The sequence below is a fragment of the Bifidobacterium porcinum genome (assembly GCF_055378475.1).
Genome location: NZ_AP029603.1, coordinates 136,894 through 158,150, shown reverse-complemented (window position 1 = coordinate 158,150; position 21,257 = coordinate 136,894). Strand labels below are relative to the sequence as shown.

General features: G+C 59.8%; 13 protein-coding genes and 1 pseudogene. 4 read left to right on the top strand and 10 right to left on the bottom strand.

Going from position 1 to position 21,257, the window contains the following annotated elements:
• Positions 1-8 precede the first annotated feature (8 nt).
• The 5 genes from ACZ41G_RS00590 to ACZ41G_RS00570 form a co-directional block, all read right to left on the bottom strand.
• Positions 9-266, bottom strand: coding sequence for a ribonuclease H family protein (locus ACZ41G_RS00590; protein ID WP_464145360.1), 258 nt, complete (start codon positions 264-266; stop codon positions 9-11).
• Positions 263-835, bottom strand: coding sequence for a hypothetical protein (locus tag ACZ41G_RS00585; RefSeq protein WP_464145358.1), 573 nt, complete (start codon positions 833-835; stop codon positions 263-265). The genes ACZ41G_RS00590 and ACZ41G_RS00585 overlap by 4 nt, the downstream gene beginning before the upstream one ends.
• Before the next feature lie 108 nt (positions 836-943).
• The gene (locus ACZ41G_RS00580; protein WP_464145356.1) at positions 944-1,525 is read right to left on the bottom strand and encodes a hypothetical protein; all 582 of its coding nucleotides are present in this window, start codon (positions 1,523-1,525) and stop codon (positions 944-946) included.
• Positions 1,526-2,710: 1,185 nt separating this feature from the next.
• Positions 2,711-4,066: an ABC transporter substrate-binding protein gene (locus ACZ41G_RS00575; RefSeq protein WP_464145355.1), complete on the bottom strand. Its 1,356-nt coding sequence runs from the start codon at positions 4,064-4,066 to the stop codon at positions 2,711-2,713.
• Between the two features lie 244 nt (positions 4,067-4,310).
• Complete coding sequence (locus ACZ41G_RS00570) at positions 4,311-6,116, bottom strand: glycoside hydrolase family 13 protein (RefSeq protein ID WP_464145353.1); 1,806 nt, start codon at positions 6,114-6,116, stop codon at positions 4,311-4,313.
• A gap of 306 nt (positions 6,117-6,422) precedes the next feature.
• Here ACZ41G_RS00570 and ACZ41G_RS00565 point away from each other — a divergent pair, with 306 nt between their 5' ends.
• Positions 6,423-7,466, top strand: a complete 1,044-nt coding sequence (locus ACZ41G_RS00565; protein ID WP_464145351.1) for a LacI family DNA-binding transcriptional regulator — start codon at positions 6,423-6,425, stop codon at positions 7,464-7,466.
• Between the two features lie 183 nt (positions 7,467-7,649).
• On the opposite strand, the gene ACZ41G_RS00560 is transcribed toward ACZ41G_RS00565, so the two are convergent.
• Positions 7,650-9,236 (bottom strand): cation:proton antiporter, encoded by a 1,587-nt coding sequence (locus tag ACZ41G_RS00560; protein WP_412170859.1) that lies wholly within the window; start codon positions 9,234-9,236, stop codon positions 7,650-7,652.
• A gap of 153 nt (positions 9,237-9,389) precedes the next feature.
• Here ACZ41G_RS00560 and ACZ41G_RS00555 point away from each other — a divergent pair, with 153 nt between their 5' ends.
• Entirely contained in the window at positions 9,390-10,031 is a 642-nt protein-coding gene (locus tag ACZ41G_RS00555; RefSeq protein WP_464145349.1) for a TetR/AcrR family transcriptional regulator, read from the top strand.
• A 182-nt stretch (positions 10,032-10,213) separates the two neighbouring features.
• Positions 10,214-11,785, top strand: coding sequence for an amino acid permease (locus ACZ41G_RS00550; protein WP_321046776.1), 1,572 nt, complete (start codon positions 10,214-10,216; stop codon positions 11,783-11,785).
• A gap of 132 nt (positions 11,786-11,917) precedes the next feature.
• On the opposite strand, the gene ACZ41G_RS00545 is transcribed toward ACZ41G_RS00550, so the two are convergent.
• The 3 genes from ACZ41G_RS00545 to ACZ41G_RS00535 all read right to left on the bottom strand — a co-directional run bounded on the left by ACZ41G_RS00545 (position 11,918) and on the right by ACZ41G_RS00535 (position 16,277).
• Positions 11,918-13,702 carry an ABC transporter permease gene (locus ACZ41G_RS00545; protein WP_464145347.1) on the bottom strand — a complete coding sequence of 595 codons (1,785 nt, stop codon included), beginning with the start codon at positions 13,700-13,702 and terminating at the stop codon, positions 11,918-11,920.
• Positions 13,699-14,481: an ABC transporter ATP-binding protein gene (locus ACZ41G_RS00540; RefSeq protein WP_273304301.1), complete on the bottom strand. Its 783-nt coding sequence runs from the start codon at positions 14,479-14,481 to the stop codon at positions 13,699-13,701. Before ACZ41G_RS00540 ends, ACZ41G_RS00545 begins: the two co-directional genes overlap by 4 nt.
• Before the next feature lie 764 nt (positions 14,482-15,245).
• A complete protein-coding gene (locus tag ACZ41G_RS00535) occupies positions 15,246-16,277 on the bottom strand; it encodes a LacI family DNA-binding transcriptional regulator (protein WP_033506521.1) in 1,032 nt (343 codons plus the stop codon).
• Positions 16,278-16,408: 131 nt separating this feature from the next.
• Between ACZ41G_RS00535 and ACZ41G_RS00530 the strand changes: the two are divergent.
• Positions 16,409-18,022, top strand: a pseudogene (locus ACZ41G_RS00530) (AlwI family type II restriction endonuclease).
• Positions 18,023-20,145: 2,123 nt separating this feature from the next.
• On the opposite strand, the gene ilvC reads toward ACZ41G_RS00530, so the two are convergent.
• Positions 20,146-21,198, bottom strand: coding sequence for a ketol-acid reductoisomerase (gene ilvC / locus ACZ41G_RS00525; protein WP_033506517.1), 1,053 nt, complete (start codon positions 21,196-21,198; stop codon positions 20,146-20,148).
• Between the last annotated feature and the right edge of the window lie 59 nt (positions 21,199-21,257).

Below are 21,257 nucleotides of genomic sequence, written 5' to 3'. Positions count from 1 at the left end.
GTTTGGGATCATGTGCTTTCGCGCTTCGTGGAATACTCAATTGCGTCGCGCGAATCCGACTCAATCACCAGCTTTTCGGCGCCCGGATGCGAACGCAATGCCTGCAAGATCGCGCATAATTCGCCCAGCTGGATATTGCCGCCGAGGGAACCGCCGCAATCATGCAGCCCGGTGGTGTGGTCCACCCATGCCCAGCCGGTCACGGGGCGGGCCCCGAGTAGAAAGCTGCCGTCAGTGGAGATATGGATGGTATGCGTGCCTGTCATTGGTTCCACCTCGCGGCATGCAGGGATTCCTGGGCAGAAACGCTGTCGGTATCCCCATAGCTGTTGAGGAATTGTTCCAGTTCTTCCGCGGCTTTCTCGTATTCCAATGCCGCGGCTTTCGTGTGCTTGCGCGCCTTGCGCAGCGGCTTCTCAGACAGCGGCGTGATGGGGTTGCCGTCGATTCCCGGCGTGGCGTCCTTGGCGTGCTTGAGCGCGGAATCATACGCCTGCGCCGTGGCCCGCAACGCTTTCGCGCTGGAACGAAGATTGCGCACGGTGCTGTGCAACAGTTCGAGCAGTTGCGATTCCTGAGGTTCGTCCGCTTCCGTTTCAACGGCCGCGTGACGCGGACGAGGCGGTGCCGGTACCTTGGAAGCAGGCTCGCGGAGTGCCGGGTTGGGCTGGTGGGGCACCGGCGTGGGCGTTCCTGAACCTTGTGATGGCGCCGCATGGGCTGCATGGATTGGCGCAGGGGCGCTCGCTGCGGTGTGCTGGACGTGGGCCGTGATGGCTTCGGCAGCGTCGCTTGCTGTCACGTTGCTGGACGTGACATTGTTGCGCGATGCCACGGCGTCATTCGCCGTTTTGCCGTCGCGGATGGTGCTGGCATTGTTCTTGCCGACGTTTGGTAGCGCCTCAGTTTGTTTGGCGAGCTTGTTGCTTTGCTTGGTCGCGTTTTACTTGGTCGTAGGTTTGTTGGCCCGTGCCGGTTTGCCGGTTTGTTGTTGGTTCAACGCCTTCGCGTTTTGCTGGGCTTTCGCGCTCTCCTTGGCTTGTGCAATCGATGCTTCCGAGATGAGGCGACGGCTAATCATCACATCCATCGTTACGCGCGGAATCCCCGTCGGTGCGCGCTTGGGGTCTTTGGTGAAGGCCTGTAATTGCTGTTTGGCGAAGAGCCTGGCGGTTTTCAGCGCCATCACAGGCGTTTCTTCGTCAATGTCATGGAAAGACACAGGGGCGTTGTGGCGGCTGATTTCGTCAAGCACCGCTTGGATGAGGGGGAAGTTCTTGCGGCTGGATGGCGTCGTCGGTTTATGTCCTGATCGTGCGGCTTCGATTGCGACGATCGCCTGATGGCAGTCGGTTTTGATGGCGAGGCGCTGGGGGTCGGTGTGAAAGCGGAGCGCCAGCAGGATTCCTGTGAGGGCGCCTAGGTAGACGGTGCCGCAGGGGGCGCCGCCATATTTGTGAGTGTTTTCATCCGCCCATGCCCGTCCCATGGCCTGGGCGTTGGTGGCGGCCTCGGCGTGTATCACAATGATTGTCTTGTCGGTGCTTTTCGTTTCGGACCGTCCTTCCCCACCGTGAGCCGCGCAACGCGCGGGGCATTCAGCGTCTCAGCCTACCCATTGCCCTAGAGCAGCATTGAGAATCACGGAGAATGTAGATGGCCATCAGTAAGTAAAACGTTTGACTTTACTGATGAGCCTTAACTGATGAACCTTATTACTGTTCGAAGAAAGCATCGATAGGAACGCCAAAATCCCCGACCTTACGTATGAAGCTGTTCGATGATATTCTGAAAAACAGGGAATCACATAAAAGCTGGGGAACATATGGCGTTCGGGCTCATCGCCGGCGGTCGCGCTCGTTGCGCAGTTCCGCCGGACATCAGCCAGGGGGTAGCTGCGACAGTCGTCATAAGACCGTAATGAGGCGGTAGACATGATGGTGGAAAGGATGCGCTCCACTTGTCTGAAGCCGTGCGAAAACGCGCAACCCAAACATGCTTCTGGGCACACCATTCAGATATCCAGGCAATCCGACGGTACATCATTCCATCGGGATGCGCCGACCAGACCGCCCCAAGATTCCAGCTGGAACCCCCATCCATCCTGGAAGGCTACGTTTCGACAGAAACCAGTGCATTCCTGATGAAACGCACGTTCATTCACGAAAACACCTCCCCTACTACATTGATATGCCCACCGCCAATTTCCTTCCCCCTCATGGCCAAGAAATGCCTCTGAGCGTCTGCGCCGCAGACCTGGCGCAATCCCCCGACCCAAGGGAAAGCAACGCCGGCCTCGACATGCTCGACTCACTGTTGCACGATTTCAACAGAAAGGACAACCATGCCGTTGTCGTCAGTTGACATACCACATTCCACGCCATGGAAAACCGTATTCGGCCTTGCACAGCTCACTGATGACCCGCATACATGGATGCTGACAGGCGGTCTGATACGGCCTGTCGTGATTGCCGACATGTATCACCGGCGATTGTTCATCTTCATGCACCCATGTACACCTGCGCGATGCGACCAAGCAATCACACCACAACCAGATACCGCCCTACAATAAGCGGAATCCCGCCCCGCAACCGTCTCAACGACGGTGCGGGAACGGGAGGGAAGAAGTTCGACACCCAGCAGGCTTGGTCAGCCGCATACCTTCGCTTCGGAAAGAATGCGGAGCCGGCCGACGCACCTGCCTGACAAGTCACTCGGAGAATGCCGTGGCCTTCGGCAGCATTCCCAATTCGGCTTTATTGTTCGCCCATTCGGTTGACCATCCGTTGACAAAGGCGTTGGACACCTTATTCCAATCGCCCGTCCCCTGCGCATACTCAACCAGCGCGTTGGAAATGTCATCCTGCCACTGCTGATCAGGGATCGTGAAGCTGCGAACCTCCTTCTTTCCCTGCTCACTGTAGGCGCGTGCCGCCGCAGTGAGCGGATTGTCCGGCTGATCGCTGTCACCGAAGGTGGTGAACGGCACCGAGAATCCCATATCCTTCGCGAAAGTCTTCTTGGCTGTCTTGTCGGTCACCAGCCACGCGATAAAGTCAAGCGTGGCCTTCTTGTCCTGTTCGCTCGCGTTCTTGTTGACCGCCCAGCTCGCGTCATAAACACCTGCGGGGCCGTAATCGCCTTCGCCCTTGATGCCCATGTAGTAGGGAAGCATGCCCAAGTCGTCGTCGGCGACCTTGTTGCCCTTGATCTGCGAGTACGCCCACACGCCATTGGGATAGAACGCGACTTTGCCGAGCGCGAACTCCGACGTGCAGTCGTCATAGGTCTTGGAACTGACCAGGCTGGGTTGCGTCGGGCTGTTCTTCAGTTCAAGGTCGAACAGGTTCCTGTAATTGTTCAGATACGTGCCTTTCAGCGTCGCGGAGAATGTGGTGTCGCGATTGCGATACTCGTAGAACAGCGGCAGTCGCGCCATATGCGCGGTGAAGCGGTAGGTGTCCGAGGAATCGAGACCCGGCGTGGCAATTGCGCCGTCGAGCCCGAGATCGCTTTTGTGCTGCTGGATGCTTTCGACCACTTTCTTGAACACGGCATAACTGGTGATGTCCTCAGCGGACTTGATAACCGCGTAATCCTTGGCGCAGTAGTCCTTGATGATCTTCTTGTTGTAGATGATCCCATACCACTCCGCCGCATATGGAAGCGTGTACACGTTGGACCCGTCCTTGTACGCATAAGCGCGTCCGTCCTTACTGAGCAGACTGTACGCCTTGGATTTCTGCAGCGGTTCCGCGTAACGTTGATACTTCGCGAACTGGTCATATCCGGAGATATTGAACATGGTAGGAGCGTCAGATTTCGACATCTCCGATGTCATCGTGGTGTCGTACGTGCCGGACGCCGCGGTCTGAATATCCACTTGTACGCCGGTTTGCTTGGTATAGCTGGCTGCAAGTGTCTTCAGCTGGTTGACGATTTCCGGTTTGTTGTTCATGTAGCGCACGTGACCTTTATCGGCCGACGACCCTCCGCATGCGGCAAGGCCGACACTCATGGCGAATACCGCCACGGCTGCTGTGAGCTTCGTCAATGTGGTGTTCATGATGACTCCTTTGTTGCTTGATGAACTGCGGTTGATGGCCGCACTTGTGGTGGGCGGATAACGTAATAACGGCAGATTCGCCCGGCATCGTTGCCGTTGCGGACAGGAAGAGTGACAAATGTTGACGATGGATATCAATTGCGGCCGAAGCGCCGGCAATACGGCGGCAGGGGCGCAACGGGGGCTGCCGGCCGGAGGAATGCCCTGATATGGGCATCACCCCCAGCCAGCGATGAAAGCGCTATCAGTCCTGGTTCAACCGCAGCCAAGCGGTGGTGTCTTGCGGCAGCCGTCCGTCGGAGCACAGCTCGCCGGAGGTGAGCAGCACCTCGCCCACCGGCAATGCGACAGGTTCCGCACCGAAATTGGTCACACTCGCCCAGCCGTTGGACCGGCGGTAAGCAATCACGCCGCCGTGCTGACCGTCAGCGCCATCCGGCACATCAGACGGGCGGTCTTCATCCAGCCAAGTCAACGTTGTGTCGGCCGGCATCAGCTCATGGCGCAACGCCAACGCCCTGCGGTACAGGTTTAACATCGACTCCGGCTGCGTGCTCTCACGGTCGGCGGCGAAATCAGCGAACCATGCAGGCTGTGGCAGGTGCGCCGGCTCCGACGGCTGCCCGGCCTGATCGGCGGAAACGCCAGCGCCCACGGATTTCACGCGAGGCGAGAAGCCGAACGACCCCTCGACCCCGTCGGCAGCGACCCACGGCAGGGGGACGCGGCACCCGTCGCGTCCCTTGTCCTTGGCCGCACGCTCGCTATTGCGCGCGGTCGGATCCTCGAGCTTGTCCCACGGAATATCAGCGACCTCGAACAGGCCGAGCTCTTCGCCCTGGTACAGGTACGCCGAACCGGGCAACGCAAGCTCCATCAAAATCGCGGCCCGGGCGCGGCGCGTGCCGACTTCGCGATCCTCGTGATAGCTGGTGCCGTCACGCAGCAGCCAATCATGCGCCAACTGATGGTGCCGTGTGCTCGGCACTTGCGGCAGTGCGTAACGGCTGGCGTGACGCGGAACATCGTGATTACTCATCACCCACGTGGCGGTAGAGCCAGAACGACGCGCCGCCTCGAGACCTTCCTCGATCGCCTGATGCATGTCGTCACGCACCCAGTTCTTCTTCGCGAACTCGAAGTTGAACACCTGGCCGAGCTCGTCGTCGGACGCGTACAGATACTGCCGCGCAGGATTGACCCACGCCTCGGCCACGGCGAATGCCGGCGGGTCATACTCGTTGAACACCTTGCGCCACTCGCGGTAAATCTGATGCACGTCGTCGCGGTCGTACAGCGGATGACTGCCGTCGGCGGGCAGGCTTGGCGGGGTGACACTCCACTGGTCGAGATTGTCGCGGTCGAGGTCCTTGCACAGGCCGTGCGCAACATCGACACGGAAGCCGTCGGCGCCGTGGTCAAGCCAAAAACGCAGGGTTTTGATGAAGTCAGCTCGCACATCCGGGTTCTTCCAGTTCCAGTCGGGCTGCTCCACGGTGAACAGGTGCAGATACCACTGTCCGTCGGGCACGCGCGTCCACGCGGGGCCGCCGAAATGGGACACCCAGTCAGTGGGCGGCAGTTCGCCATGTTCGCCGCGGCCGTCGCGGAAGATGTAACGGTCGCGTTCCGGCGAGCCTGGCCCAGCGGCAAGCGCGGCCTTGAACCAGGGGTGCAGGTTGGAGGAATGGTTGGGGACGATATCGACGACGATCTTGATATCGGCCTCGTGCGCGGTTTTGGCGAGTTTGTCGAAATCGTCCATGGTGCCGAGTTTCGGATCAACGTTGCGGTAATCGTCGACATCATACCCGCCGTCGGCGAGCTGGCTCGGGTAGAAGGGGCTGAGCCAAATCGCGTCGACGCCCAGCTGCTTGAGGTAGCCGATGCGGCTGGTAACACCGGCGATGTCGCCAAGGCCGGAACCGGTGGTGTCCTTGAACGAACGCGGATAGACCTGATAGACCACCGCCTGATGCCACCAGGCCGCTGCGGCGCGATCCGATGCCGTGGATTCTTGCGCGGACTGTGGGGACTTGCGTTCTGCCATGCGCTTTCCTTTCTACGCTAGGTCATGGTGATGGGCGTGTAACTCAGTTGCACCACCACGATGACAGCGGTTACATCCTTCGCCGGCCTCACTGGCCGGAAACGTACACTTCTCGTGATTCTTGCGTCTTGTCGCGGGTGTTGCCGGGAAGTTGGAGAGCCGTCGTCGCCCTTGACAAGTCGTTGTATTGCAACATAATGATAGCGCTTTCATTACGACCGCACAAATATCTTGATTTCCGCCGCGTGTTGCCATATGTTCCAACGGTTTCGATACGATGGAAGCGGTCAACAAGCAAGGAGCACCATGGCAAGGGCGACAATCAGCGACGTAGCGGCGGCGGCAGGCGTATCGCAAGCCACCGTATCCCGCGCGCTCAGGGGCAGCGCGAACGTAAGCCCCGCGACACGGGCAAAAGTCGAGCAGGCGGCGGAAGCCTTGAACTTCACCCTGTCAAAAAGCGCGTCAACCCTCGCCTCCGGCCGGACCATGCGCGTGCTGCTGCTCGTCTCCGGGCCGTTGAACACCTGGTTCAACGCATCCGTGCTGCAAGGTGTCTACGATGTCCTCGCTCCGGAAGGCTACGACACCATCCCGGCTTTCGTGACCAACCGCGAGCAGCTCGACCGCTTCTTCCGCGACCTGCCGCGTGACCGCAACGCCGACGCAATCATCATCACATCCTTCGAATTCGACACCGCGCTGCACGACCAGCTTTCCGCACTCGGCATGCCCGTCGTCGGGCTGAATTCGCCGTCAACCGCCGGATTCGACGCCTCCATCGGCATCGACAACGCCGCCGCCATCACCTCAGGCGTGCAGCTGCTGCGGTCGCTCGGCCATCGGCGCATCGCCTTCGTGCACGACTACATCCCCCACGACATGGTCTATGGCACCTCGACGCGCGTGGCCGCGTTCCGGACTGCCGCCGCCCAAGCCGGGTACGGCGATGACGACATCGTGATGATCGGGGCCGATCACCACGACACGACCCCTGCCATGTTGGACGCGACCGCCGCCGGGATTGTGGCGAGACTGCTGTCGTGTGAGCAGCACCCGACCGGCATCATGGGCGAGACCGACGAGTTCACGGCCGCGGTGTACAAGGAGCTGCGACGGCAGCATCTGGCGGCTCCGCGCGACTTTTCCATCATGGGCTTCGACGACGCGCCAGTCTCGCGCACCCTTGACCTGACGACGTTGCACCAGAATCCGGTCGCACTCGGCAACGCGGCCGCGCGCAAGGTCCTAGCGCTGCTGAGAGGCGAGGCGCCGGAGCGGACCCATGAGCTCGTTCCGGCGACCTTGGTGCTGCGCGAAACCACCGGCCGCGCGCCGAACGGGCGGTAGGCGCGGTCGGGGTTGCGGACGCGGGGGGCGGTAGACGCGGAAATCGTCCGACGGACGGGTGGAAAACGCGGCAACTGGACTTTGTGAGGATTGACTCACAAAGTGACGAGCCAGACGGCCCAGGCCAAGGTTCCGGGCACTGCCGAGGGGCGTTGTGTGAGGTTCCACTCACAAAGTGCCAGATCAGGCGGCACCCCCGGAAGCACCAGCGTCACCAGCGCCAGCGTCACCAGCGCCAGCGTCACCAGCCGCACTGCCACCAGTACCACCCGCACTCGCAGCACCACCAGCCCGCTTGCTCGCCGCCTGCCGCCAGCGCTTCACCGTGTCCTCCCGATACTCCCGCGCGGTCACTGGGTCGATGCCCAGCTCGCGCAAGCACCGGTCGCGCTCCCGCTCGGCGCGTTGCACCAACTCCGCCCGCAGTTTCGCATCCGCGGCACTCGCAGCCGGCGGCAACGTATCCATGCGCGCGACGAACACGTCCATCCGTTCCGCATGCCGTAGCAGATGCGCCATCTCGATATGTTCGTGCAGAATCTGCCGGTAATCGTGCGGGTCGTGCGCAATCTCGCCGATCGCGGTCACCGGGTGCACATCCGCCACGCGGTAGGTCAACCCGGCGAGCAACGGCATCAAGAACACCGTCACCGCACCGGCGGCGACCAGTGTGGACGCGGTCATCTGCTGCATCGTACCCGCCTTAACCGCAACGGTCGTCACCGCAACAATCAACGGCAGCGCGGTCGCACAATACACGGCGACGGTCACACGGTGATGCGAGGACATCGGGTTCGCCTTGCGGTCCAAGGACATGGCGATATACACAGGCACCGCGCGAATCAGCATCAGCACGACGATGAATACAATCAGCAATCCCGGATTGCCGCCGACGGCCTTCAAATCAATCGCCGCGCCAGAAACGACGAAGAAAATCGGGATGAAGAAGCCGTACGAAATGCCGTCAAGCCGTGTTTCCAAGGTCTGCGAGCCTTCCGGAATCACGTATCGCAGAATGAATCCCGCGGCAAACGCGCCCAACACCACGTCAAGGTCGAAAATCGCGGACACCGTCACCAGCGTGATGAGCAGCAGCACAGTCAGGCGCATGAGTACCTGCTCGGAAATGTTCGAATGCTTGGTCACGAGCCTGTAGAACCGGTTGCCCGCCTTGCGCGCCTTCGCTGGCACAAGCGCCGCGATCGCGCAAATCACGGCGAATACGGCGAGGGTGAGGAAAGTCTGCCATTGCGAGCGCGTGGACAGCAACACCGCCATCATCAGCACCGGGCACAGCTCACCCCACGTGCCGTAGGCGACCACCGCGTTGCCGACCGGCGTGCCTTCGAGTCCACGTTCCTTGAGAATCGGCATTAGCGTGCCGAGCGCGGTCGTGGTGAGCGTGATCACCGCGGCCATTCCGGTCATGTCATGCCGTTTGAAATACGGCACGAAGGTAATCACCGCGAACGCAAGCACGAATGTCGCCGCCCACGTCGCCAACCCCACGCGGCCCTGATGCCCGCCCAACTGCTTGGGGTCGATCTCGTACCCGGCCAGCAGGAACAGGAACGCGAGACCGAGCTCGCTGAGCAACTGCACCGATTCACTGACCTGAATCACCCCGAACATATGCGGCCCCAGCAACGCCCCGGCGAGCAGCAACAGCACGGTCTGCGGCACGGGTTTGCCGGGGACGAGCTGCACGATGACTGGGCACAGCACCGCCACGAGCATGATGATGGTAAGCGAGACAAGATCGACGGTCATACCGCCATTATCGTCGCGATGGCGGAAAATCGCCGTTTGTGCCCTAAGACGAGATGCGCCACGTACTGTGACATCGTTTGCGTATTCAATCAGATAGTGGTAGCTAGGTAAGTAATACGTGTGACCGATGCAACGCTCATGGGGGGGGGCACAATGCCACGCGAACGCACAGACAATGCTCGGACAAGATTCACTCGTCACGTTCTGCAGGATACCGTCATCAAACTGTTGCAAACCCAGCCGTTGCAGTCAATCAGCGTGAAAGAGGTTTGCCAGCGGGCCGGGATTAACCGCTCAACGTTTTACAGCTATTACGACAACATCCAGGATCTGGTCACGGATATTGAAAACGAGACGCTCACATGGCTGGACCACGCAATCGCCACGGCGTTCAAGACCACGCTGCGGGCCGATCTTGAGCCGGTCATCACCAGTATTTGCCAATACGCAGCGGACAACAAGGATCGCGTCCAGATTCTGCTGAGCCTGAAAACCGATCCGCAATTCCAACGCAGGCTCATCTCCATCATTCTCGATTACAGCAATTGGCAGTCCCGCGCGCAGTCCGAAGGGACAGACCCCACTCTTGCCAATATGCGACTACTGTTCTGCATCACCGGCGGGCTCGGGCTTGTGCAGTCGTGGGTGGATGACGGGTTTTCCGCCACACCTGAAGCGATTGCGCACGTGATTTACACGCAGTCGTTGCCGCCGGTGCTGCACGCCATGGCGCAGAGTTCGGCGGAACCACATGGAGAGGCTTCGCCGCGCGAACGCAACCGTCACACGAGATGACGCCGCGTGAGATATGGCGGCAGGACTATGGCTTCTGCGATTTTGTGCGCCAGATCGGGCGCGAACGCAACCGTCGCGTGAGATGACGGCGGGATGTCTCGTGTCTGCGCGCTACAATGTCACCGTCGCAGCGCCGCACCGATGATTGCCGGCGCGCGACCTGAGCAATCAGAGAGGAAAGCATGAGCATCAAGAACACTGAGCCAGTGCAGGCGAAAACGCATGGCGAGGCGTCGGCACAGCAGCAGACAACTGACGCAACCGCCGCGACTGCCGCGACTGCAACCGCCGCAGCAACCGACAACCAGCCAAGTCTGCACAAATCATTGAAAAACCGCCATATCCAGCTCATTGCGCTGGGTGGAGCCATCGGCACTGGCCTGTTTTACGGGTCGAGCGAATCGATCAGCCTTGCGGGGCCGAGTATTCTGCTTGCGTACGTGATCGGCGGTCTCGCGATTTTCCTGATTGTGCGCGCGATGTCGGAGATGAGCGTCGAAGAGCCGAGAGCCGGCGCGTTCAGCTATTACGCAACCCGCTACTGGTCGAAGCGCGCTGGTTTCATATCCGGCTGGAATTACTGGTTCAACTACATTCTCGTGTCGATGGTCGAGCTTGCGGTGGTCGGCTCGTTCGTGAACTACTGGTTCCCGGCGATTCCGCAATGGGCGTCCGCGGCGTTCTTCCTGGTGCTGATCACCGCGATGAACCTGATGGGCGTCTCGAAGTTCGGTGAGTTTGAGTTCTGGTTCGCGATTATCAAGATCGCTGCGGTTCTGGCGATGATTGTCGGCGGCATTGCGGTGATCATCATGGGGATTCCGGGCGTGTCCGGCGTGCGGGCGTCCTTCGCGAACTGGTTCACCATCGGCGGCGGATTCATGCCCCACGGTCTGCTGTCCCGCGGGTCTGACGGTCAGTGGACCGGCCTGCTAATGGCGCTGTGCGTGGTCATGTTCAGCTTCGGCGGCACTGAGCTCATCGGCGTGACCGCGGGCGAGGCGGAGGATCCGCGCACCACCATTCCAAAGGCGACGAACGGCGTTATCTGGCGCATCCTGGTCTTCTATGTCGCCGCGCTCGGCGTGATCATGGCGGTGGTGCCGTGGAATACGATCGACGGCAAGTCAAGCCCGTTCGTGCAGATTTTCGATTCCGTGGGCGTGCACGCGGCCGCCGGCATCCTCAACTTCGTGTGCCTGACCGCGGTGATGAGCGTCTACAATTCTGGCCTGTATTCGAACTCGCGCATGCTGTATTCGCTTGCGAAGCAAGGCAACGCGCCCGCGTATCTCGGCCGACTGAACAAGCGCGGTGTGCCGGCTGCGGCAGTGCTGACCTCGGCAGCGATCACGGTGATCGCTGTGGTGGTGGTGTTCCTGTGGCCGCAATTCGCGTTCAACTACCTGATGAGCATCGCGACGATCGCCGCAGTGATCAACTGGTCAATGATCATGCTTACCGAAATGCACTTCCGCAAGGCCGTCGCAGCGGGTGACGGGCCGAACGAGCTCGCCGGACGCAGTGGGCAGGACGCGCTTGACGCGATTCACTTCAAGCTGCCGCTCGCCAAGGTCACGCCGTGGCTGGTGCTCGCGTTTATGGCGCTCGTGGTTGTGCTCATGTGCTTCTCCCCCAGCTACCGTGTGGCCGTGGTGATTGGGCCGATTTGGCTCGCGGTGCTGCTGATCGCCTACCAGCTGACCGTCTCCCGCAAGGGCGATGCCGCCGGCGCGAGTGCGACGCAAGCGTGAGTACGCAGCAATCGTGAGCCTTAGCGGCCTGTCCCCCAGACTGCCGTTCCCCTTCCCAAACTGGTTACGCTGACAACCGCCCCAGCGTAACCAGTTTGCATGTGGGAAGACGGTAACAGGACAGGCCGCGGTTTACTGGAGGGACGCGAAATCACGCAGGTGGTCAAGCACCGTCAGTTGGCGCTCATCCAGCACAATGCCACCCAGCCACGTCCCCAGCGCGAGAACGCCGACACCGTTGAGCAGCGCGGCGAGCGCGACACACCACGGCAAACCGGCATCGCTGACACCCGCCATCGCAAGCGCCATCGCAACCAACCCCGTCGGCAACAGCACAATCATCGACCCGAACATATGAATCAGCGGAATCAGCGCCTGACTGGCCGCACGGCCCTGAGGCGTGGAAAACGGCCGATCCGCAGGGGCTATCGGATACATGAACACCGGTGAAATCACCTCGGCCACACCGACCGCGCACAATCCGAGCCCCACACTCAACGCCCAGAACATCACTGACATGTCCAGTCCGGTCTTCGGCGTCCACGCGCCGGTCGCCGCCACGCACACGATTGAAAGCAACGTCAAGTACACGAGGATAATCGCCACGTGCACGCGAACGCGACCACGCCGGTCGTCAATCCCCCGCACGCCGCTGAGCACTTCAAGCGTGAACCCGAGCCCGTCATATGCGACACCGTTGCCCTCAAGCGCGGCAAGCACCAGCCCGCCCGTAGCGACGGCGAACCAAACCGCATACCGCGTATCCTCCGGTTGCAACAGCATCGCCACCAGCACCAGCACAGGCGCCGCGTACATGACCAGCTGTCTGGGATCCCGACGCAGATACGTCGCCAAACGCGCGGAAATCGCGCCGGGCACACTGTCGGGAACACGAGCGAACATGCCGATGCCGCGCTGCACTTGCGCCGTCGTAGACCGGCCGCCGACCGTGCGTTCCCTGTGCAAACACCACAGGCACGCCCGATAGCATATCCAACAGGTGACGGCGATAATTGCCAGACGCGCCGCAATCAGACCCCAACGCCCCTGCCCCGCGTCGAAGGGCAGCTGGAACGCCGCTCCGAATGGCGTCCAGGCGGCGACCACCGCATATTTTGCGTAGGTGACTTCCTTGACGCCGGAGCTCATCAGGATATTCGGCAGCTGGAACGCGAAGAAGCACAACGGCATACTCAGGATGTACAGCCAGCTGCGGGTGCGCCGCGAATCCGCGAGCACGGAAAACAGCGAAATCATCGCCTTCGACATGGCCAGAAGCACGGCGACCGTCACTGGAGCCAACAGCACGGCCACAACCACCATCAACGCGCTCGTCCCCCGGTATATCGGCGCGAACGCAAGCAGGGTGAGCATACCGCAGATCGCCGGCAATCCGCACATAACGGCAGCGAACAATCCACGCGTCAGCCTGCCGTCATCGATGCCGAACAGTTTGAATTTCTGCGGATCCATGGCGCTTGCCTGACCGACGTACATGAGTTGGAGCAGCAGGACGCCCAGCATGGCGACGGCCCCGCCCAGCACCACGATTGTGTTGAGCAGGTCGCCGGCGTGGGTGGCGGCGGGCATGACATCGTCGCCGAATCTCAACGCGGTGACGGCGGCGCCCACAATCAGGCAGATGGCAACAATCAGCGACACGATGGCGGCGATGATGCGTTGCGGGGAATGCTTGAGCGAGGCGAAGGTGAGGACCCAGCGCAGACGGATGAGCGTGACGGCCGCCTTGGGAGCGCCGGAGGCGGGGGCGGAGGCAGAGGCGGGAGCGGGCGCTTGAAGAGGAGCGGCTCCGGGAGCGGGCGCGCCGAAGGTGGGAACAGCTGGTGCGCCGGGGGCAGGAACCGGCGCGGGAGCGGGAGACGGAACGGAAGCCGGGGCCGGAACGGGAGCGGTCATTGCGCGCCTCCATCCAACCACGCGATATGCGCGGCGCCATGCCTGCCGCCGACCAATTGCAGGAACCGCTCTTCGAGATCCTCGCCGGCGGCCACTTGGCTGATGGTTCCGGCCGCGCATACCACGCCTCGATTGATGACCGCGACATGCGTGCACATTTTCTCGACAAGCGCCATCACATGCGAGGAGATGATCACCGTGCCGCCTGTGGACACGTATTCGATGAGGATGTCCTTGAGATTGGCACTGGAGACCGGATCAACCGATTCAAACGGTTCGTCGAGCACCAGAATGCGGGGGCTGTGAATCATGGCGCATGCGAGGCAGATCTTCTTAGTCATTCCCGCTGAATAGTCGGCGACCATGACGTTGGCGGCATTGGACAGGTCGAAGGCGGCAAGCAGGTCTCCAGCTCGCTGAAGCGCTTGAACACGAGGCATGCCGCGCAACATACCGCAGTAGACCAACAGCTGCATGCCGGTGAGACGGTTAAAAATCTCATCAGGCTGCGGCATGACGCCGATGGTGCGCTTGACTGCGTTCACGTCGCTCCACACATCCCGCCCGAGAATCGTGGCGATACCGCCATCCGGGCGAAGCAGGCCGGTGACCATGTTGAGCGTGGTGGTTTTGCCGGCGCCATTGGGACCGACCAGACCGTAGAAGGAGCCGACGGGAATATCAAGCGACAGACCGTTGACGGCGACTTTGTCACCGAAGCGCTTCAGCAGGCCGCGGATGGATACTGCGGCGGCGGGGTTGGGAGGCACAGGTTGCATAGGCCGCGCGGGCTGAACAGGCGGTACGGCTTGCACAGACGATGTCGTGATACCGGGTTGCGTTGATTGCACAGGTTGCGCTGACTGCACAGGTAGCGCGGGCTGAGCGATTGGCGTAGTCGGCGTCGGCGTGACGGGCTGCATCATCGCAGGCGCAGTCGCGCCGGGAACAGGGGCATCCGCGCCAGGGAAACGGACAGAATGTCCCGCATTGTCTAGTGTCATGGATTTAGGTTATCACGCGGACGCAAGGATGGTTGGAATTCAAGCGAAATCGCCATAGCTGAAGATGACATTCGGGACGAAAATGGAGTGCCAAGAGGACGATGCAGCGCTGAAGACGATACTGAAAAACACTGAAGACCACACGGTGCCGGAACCGGCTGCATCAAGTCCAAGGAACCCTCTGCCGGCCCTCATCATCGTCGCGCTGATGGCGATACCTGTGGCTGTCGCCGTATGGGTGCCCGGAGGATTGTTCTTTGTCGGATTCTTCTGGGGACTGCTGTTTGCCGGGTGCAGCGCTTGGCTTGATGTCGAGGTTATGCGGCGCCAAAGCGTATTCGATGACCCGCCCGTCACCGCGGATGAGGCGCACAACCCTCTCAGCGCGCCGTCACAAACCTCCCACCCCTTCACAAACTAGCTACGCAAACAGTCTCCCCAGCGTAGACAGTTTGTGGAAGAAAAGCCCGGGGACACGCCCACAATGCCCGACAACCCGGAGACACACCACAAATCACCCGAGGCCTGGCTACTCCGCCTCACTCAGCGCGGGGCACGGCGGTTGATTCGCGGGTGATGAGCCGATATCCGGGCTCGAACTGGTTGGCGACGGATTCGCCGTCGATCAACGCATACAGCATCGAAACGACCTGCCCGCCGAGCGCAGGAATATTGCGGGCGAGCGCGGTCAGCCGCGGTTCGGTGACCGTGCACAGGTAGGAATCGTCCCACGAAATAAGCGACAGATCTTCAGGCACGTTGATTCCCTTGGCGGACGCCACATGCAGGCCTTCGATCGTCATCACATCGTTGTCGTACACAATCGCCGTAGGCGTTTGTGGCAATGTCAGCAGCCGTTTCGTGCAATCGCGGCCTTCCTGCGGCGTGTAGTCAGCGTGCAGGCAGTCATACCGCATGTCATATTTCGCGGTTTCCTCACTGAAGACCCGATCACGCAGATACGTGTGACCGAATCGTTCAGGACCGGCGACGCGCGCGATATGAGTATGCCCCAAATCATGCAGGTATTTGACGATTTGGCGGGTCCCATCGGCGTCGTTGCTGCTGATGGTCGTCAGGCCGCCGGATACGGATGCATCGGAGAATACCAGCACCGGCACTTCAGGATGCTGACGATACAGCTCGACGCGACGGTCTCCGATTTCGACGTTGAAAATCATCACCGCGTCCACACTGCCGGCGGCAATCCAATTGCGGTGTACGCGAAGCGCCTCGTCGTCATCATGCGCGAAGCGCAGCAGCAGGGAGTAATCTTCCTTCTCAAGTTCCACGCCCACGCTGGAGAACAGCTCCATGAAGTAGGGCTCCACGCCGAGCAAGGTGCTGCTTGCGTTCAGGACCACGCCAATGGTGTGCGTATGCGCCACGGACAAGGCTTTGGCGGCGCTGTTTGGCTTCCAACCCATCGAATCGGCGATTTCCAGCACCTTTTTACGCGTTTGTTCGGAGACGCCGGGCTTGCCGTTGAGGGCGTAGGATACCGCGCTGCTGGAAACCCCTGCGGCTCTTGCCACATCGGTGATAGTCACCTTCGACTTTCCACTGCCCATGGCTTTCACCCTTCAGTCCATACGTTTATCTGCATGTTAACCCCTTCATCTTACAGCGGCGCAACCCAAAGGTTTCCCAGCGCTCATATCTTGAAAGACAACGATGATATCGTTACCATCCGCCGTAGGTGATGCCGCAGCCGCATATTCGACCGCGCGCACGACCACACGACGTACAACGTACAACCGCGCGACGCACGACCGCGAATAGGATGTCGTGCCGGCACCCCCGGGCTGCAAACCAGGAAATCCTGATTCCGCAAGGGCGTACCGGCGCGATGAGTGCGATTCGGCTACCGCTTCAGATCGTTGGCGCTGCGCAACACATTCGCGGCGGCGAAAATTATTCCCACGAGAACAAAAACTTCACCGACTACGGCGACATGAACATGCGTTATCTCCGCATTAGCGGCGTGGTGCAGCGCAAAGGACGAGGCCTCATCATCGTCCCGGCGAAGCACTTGCTTGCCGAACAACTAGCGAAGGACACCGCCACCCGTCGCCCAATCATGGACGTGTACAGGGAGCTATGCAATGGAGCGGCGCTGCCGACCGATAACCTCGACACTGCCAAAGCCTTGCTCTCTAACATGGAGTCCCAGCTGAAGGCGAACCACATCCTCTATGACCTGAGCGACCGACCGCTGAACACGGTCGCAGAGATCAACATAGCCTGCCAATACCTTGAAAAGCTCTGGATGGACACCGACGAGCTGAAATACGCCTCCAAGCAAAGCAACCAGTGACAGGAGATCTCCGACTACATGTCCCTGCTCATCGATGGCGGAGGGAAAAAGATTGACAACGACGACGAGGACAACGGCATCGAGGACAACGGCATCGAGGTGCCGAAGGAAGAGACGCCCATTTACCTCGAATGGACGCTGTGGCGCGCCGCATTGGCCATGGGAGCACTAACCAATCATCCCAGCGAGGTACGAGGTTTCCGTCTGGACTCCGATTTCCTGCCGGTTTCCACAGCCGCCGGCGGACAAGGCGACCTGTATTGGGAATACCAGGACTTCACCATTCTGACCGAGGTCACCATGTCTAGATCATCGCGCCAAGAAGCCATGGAGGAAGAGCCCGCCCGGCGCCATGTATCCGACGCCGTGCTGAAATACGGGGAAAAGAACATTCCCGTGTATGGACTGTTCGTCGCAATAAAAATCGATACCAACACCGCAGAGACCTTCCGGCACGGCATCTGGTACACGAAGGACGACGCCAAGCAACGGCTCGACATCTTGCCTTTACCACTTGAGCAATTCCAATCGTTCTTCGTTTCGCTCTTCCAATCCAACGAGCCCGCGAAACCTCAGAAGGTAAAGCAGCCAATCGAAAACTGCGTCCGCATCGCACTTGAAACCCACTATCTCATGATGTGCACAGCGTTTGAAAAAATCGGATACTTCATCCACAACAATGGCAGCGACCATAAAAGGGAACAGAGCTTCGAAAATTACATTAAAACGATCATCGATGGCACCAATAGTGATGTGGCAATCCCTCTCTCCTATCCAGAAACATGGAAGAAAGAAACCAACGAGCTGTATAAAGACATCAAACACGCCGGAAGAGGCCACACACAGCCGGAAGGGGAACAACTCCTAAAGCACCTCAACGAGGGGATACTCCTCATGCGCGTATGGATAGCCAAGCATCTGGGCTGCGATATGGCCAAACTCACAGACTCCCTGCGCTATGACCGTCAAGTAAACATGTACGGAATCAAACTCCACTAGCAATCAGAATCACATGACACCTGTATAGAAACCCATCAATAACGTAAGGTTTCTAAACATTGATTTTTAGACGGGTTTCTATACACGTTTCGGCATGAAACACGGTCCGGATCAGCGGGCCGTGGAATTGTGTAGAAAACGGTCGTTTACTATACGTTGGCGACTAATACTGAAATTAGAGCAGCCACTATGGTTACTCCGCTTAACCCCCACGTTTTGGTATTGATATATGACTTCTTGAGTAGATAGGCCGTTCTTAGATTTCTCACCGCCTCTTTCCCGTCATCTTTGACTTCGTGATACTTTTCCCAGATATCGAGCGCATCGATTTTCAATTGGATCATTGCCAGATATTTCTTGCACTTCCAACCGGAGACCGCCGGGACCACTATTGACCCTGCTGTGCTTACAAGAATTCCCACAGTAGCAAGCCAGAAAGTTGCCGACTCCGGTCCACCCGGGGACTTGATAAAAGTCTTCAGTGCGAACCCCGCGACGAGCGGGACGACCGATATTATAACAACTGTGATCGCAGACCGGATATTGGCTATATCTGGTTCCTCTTTAGCTACATCTGGATCGAGTTTTTCTATTGCTTCTTTCGTAGTCCCCTTTTTTCGGATAATTCCAGTGAGCTCAGGAAAGCTTTTAATGCTTTTACATCACCATATATGTCCGATTCGTCATGGGACTGTGCATGGGTTCGTTTCTCGGGAAGCGCTAACATGATTGGCTCTTTCCTTGATGAAAACTGATACACAAAAATATAATACAAAGGGAAGTGAATCGGCGCTTCGCGGTGATTCGTGCAGCAGCGCCAAGGACATGATTGAGCAGTACACGGCGGCAAGACCGGTCTCTTCAGCGAACCGGTTACGGCGGATAGCGCGGCGAGCGGCACGACGGGCGACACGGCCGGCGAAGGCGACGGCGTAATCCGCGTCTTCAGCACAGATGTGCCGCAACCCGTCGCAATCCGGTATGCGTGGAAAAGCTGGGGTCCTGCGCTCGTGCGCAATGCCGACGGGCTGCCAGGCATCCCCTTCCGCGCCGACGTATCGCAAGCCGAGACTTGGCGCGTCCGAGGGTTGTCTCCCTTTTCCTTCGGACGCGTCAACCCTTTTCCGGTGTACTCGGAACGCGACGAGTGTCTGCGATTCGGGGTTGTTTTGGCAATCGTGTCGCGGAGCAATGTCAATCATGCCGTGAAGCGGTGCAGTCGTGTCGCAAAGCGATGCAGCCGCGCCGTGAAGCGGGACTTATCGCCCCAGATAACCATCTGCGCGAGTTCTCCCTCGATGACACCGAATGCCCTGTTACCTTGGGCCGTGGGTGGGTCTCGGACGGCAGGAGCCGTCGGGAGGACGCATGCGGATTGCCTCCGCGCGGGTAAACTCCCGGATTTCCGCTGGAGTTTAGAGCGGATACACGAATCCGGCAGCGTTCTCCCAACTGCGGCTTCAAGACCGGATTTTGTGAATCGCAGAATTTCAACGTTTTGTTTGGGAGATTATCGGCGAATCCCTGATTTGTGCCTAATCTCCCGCACCCGATATGGGAGGTTTCGCTGTGAATCGACAATCAGCCGACTTCTCCCGCGCTGGCCATATCGGCAAGCTATCCGCACCCGACTTCCCGCATACCCGGCCCCGCACACCCAACTCCCTGCACGCCGAATCCCACACATCCAGCGGGACAACCGCCCTCAACCGCCTGAACGCGTGGACGGTGGGCCGACACCCGACTCCACCGGTTATGCCGACCCGCTGTCCCTGCTTCTGCCGACGCTGAGACGCCCGTCAGTGTCGGTAGAAGGTCACCGCTCTGTTTCTGCCGACGCTCAGACCCCACTCAGCGTCGGTAGAAGGTTGAAGTGCGCACGCGTGCATGCGTGTAGCCCAGCCTCGTCCATCACAAACCAGCTACGCTAGGACCTTGGTTTGCGTCACCAGTTTGGGAAGAGACACAAACCAGCTACGCTGACAACCTCCTCAGCGTCACCAGGTTGGGAGGAGATACAAAAAGACCGCCGGCCGGACGAACCGGACGACGGTCTCTTTCAAACGCTATGCGGAACCTCGGCTAGCCGGCCACTGGCTCAGCCGCCGAAGCGCCGCCCGCAATCACTGCACCTGGGTACGAGCGATCTTGCCGTTGAAGGACTCAGCCACATCAGCGTCAGCGTCCTTCTGGTTGTTCCAGGAGAACATAGCGCGAAGCTTCGGGCCGACGGTCTCGAGGTGCGGGTGAGAGTACTCTTCCTGCAGCTTCTTGAACTTCGGGGCGCCAGCAGCCTGGTCATCCATGAACTCCTTGGCGAAGGAGCCGTCCTGGATGCGCTTGAGCTGATACTGCATGCGCTTCTTGGTCTCCTCGTTGATCACGGTGGAGGTGTAGTCGCCGTACTGAGCGGTGTCAGAGCAGGACCAACGAGCCTTGTTCAGGCCACCCTCGTTAGCCAGGTCGACAAGCATCTTCAGCTCGTGGAACACCTCGAAGTAGGCGATCTCCGGCTGATAGCCAGCCTCGGTCAGCACGTCGAAGCCCATGTCGCACAGGTGGTTGATGCCGCCCATGAGGACATCCTGCTCGCCGAACAGATCGGTCTCGGTCTCTTCCTTGAAGGTGGTCTTGATGGCGCCAGCGCGCAGAGCGCCGAGGGCCTTCGCGTAAGCCAGGGTGATATCCCAGCCGTCGCCGCGAGGATCCTGCTCGACAGCCACAACCACCGGGACGCCACGGCCGTTGGTGTACTCACGACGGACGATGTGGCCCGGGCCCTTCGGGGCGACCATGAACACCGGGTGATCCTCGGTCGGCTTGATGTAGCCGTAGTGGATGTTGAAGCCATGAGCGAAGGCCAGTGCAGCGCCCGGCTTCAGGTTCGGCTCAATCTGCTCCTTATAAACCTTGGCCTGGTACTGATCAGGCAGCAGGATCATGACGATATCGGCTTCGGCGACCGCTTCCGGCACGGACTTGACCTCGAGGCCCTGCTCCTTGGCGTAATCCACGGACTTGGAGGTCGGGCGCAGGCCGACGACGACGTCAACGCCGGAATCGCGCAGGTTCAGCGCATGGGCATGGCCCTGGGAGCCGTAACCGAGAATGGCGACCTTCTTGCCATTGAGCACGGAGAGATCCGCATCCTTCTCATACCAGATAGTTGCTGCCATATGTAGCACTCCTTGTTTTGGGAAAATCCCTTGCCGGCTTGACACCGGCACTTTGCTTG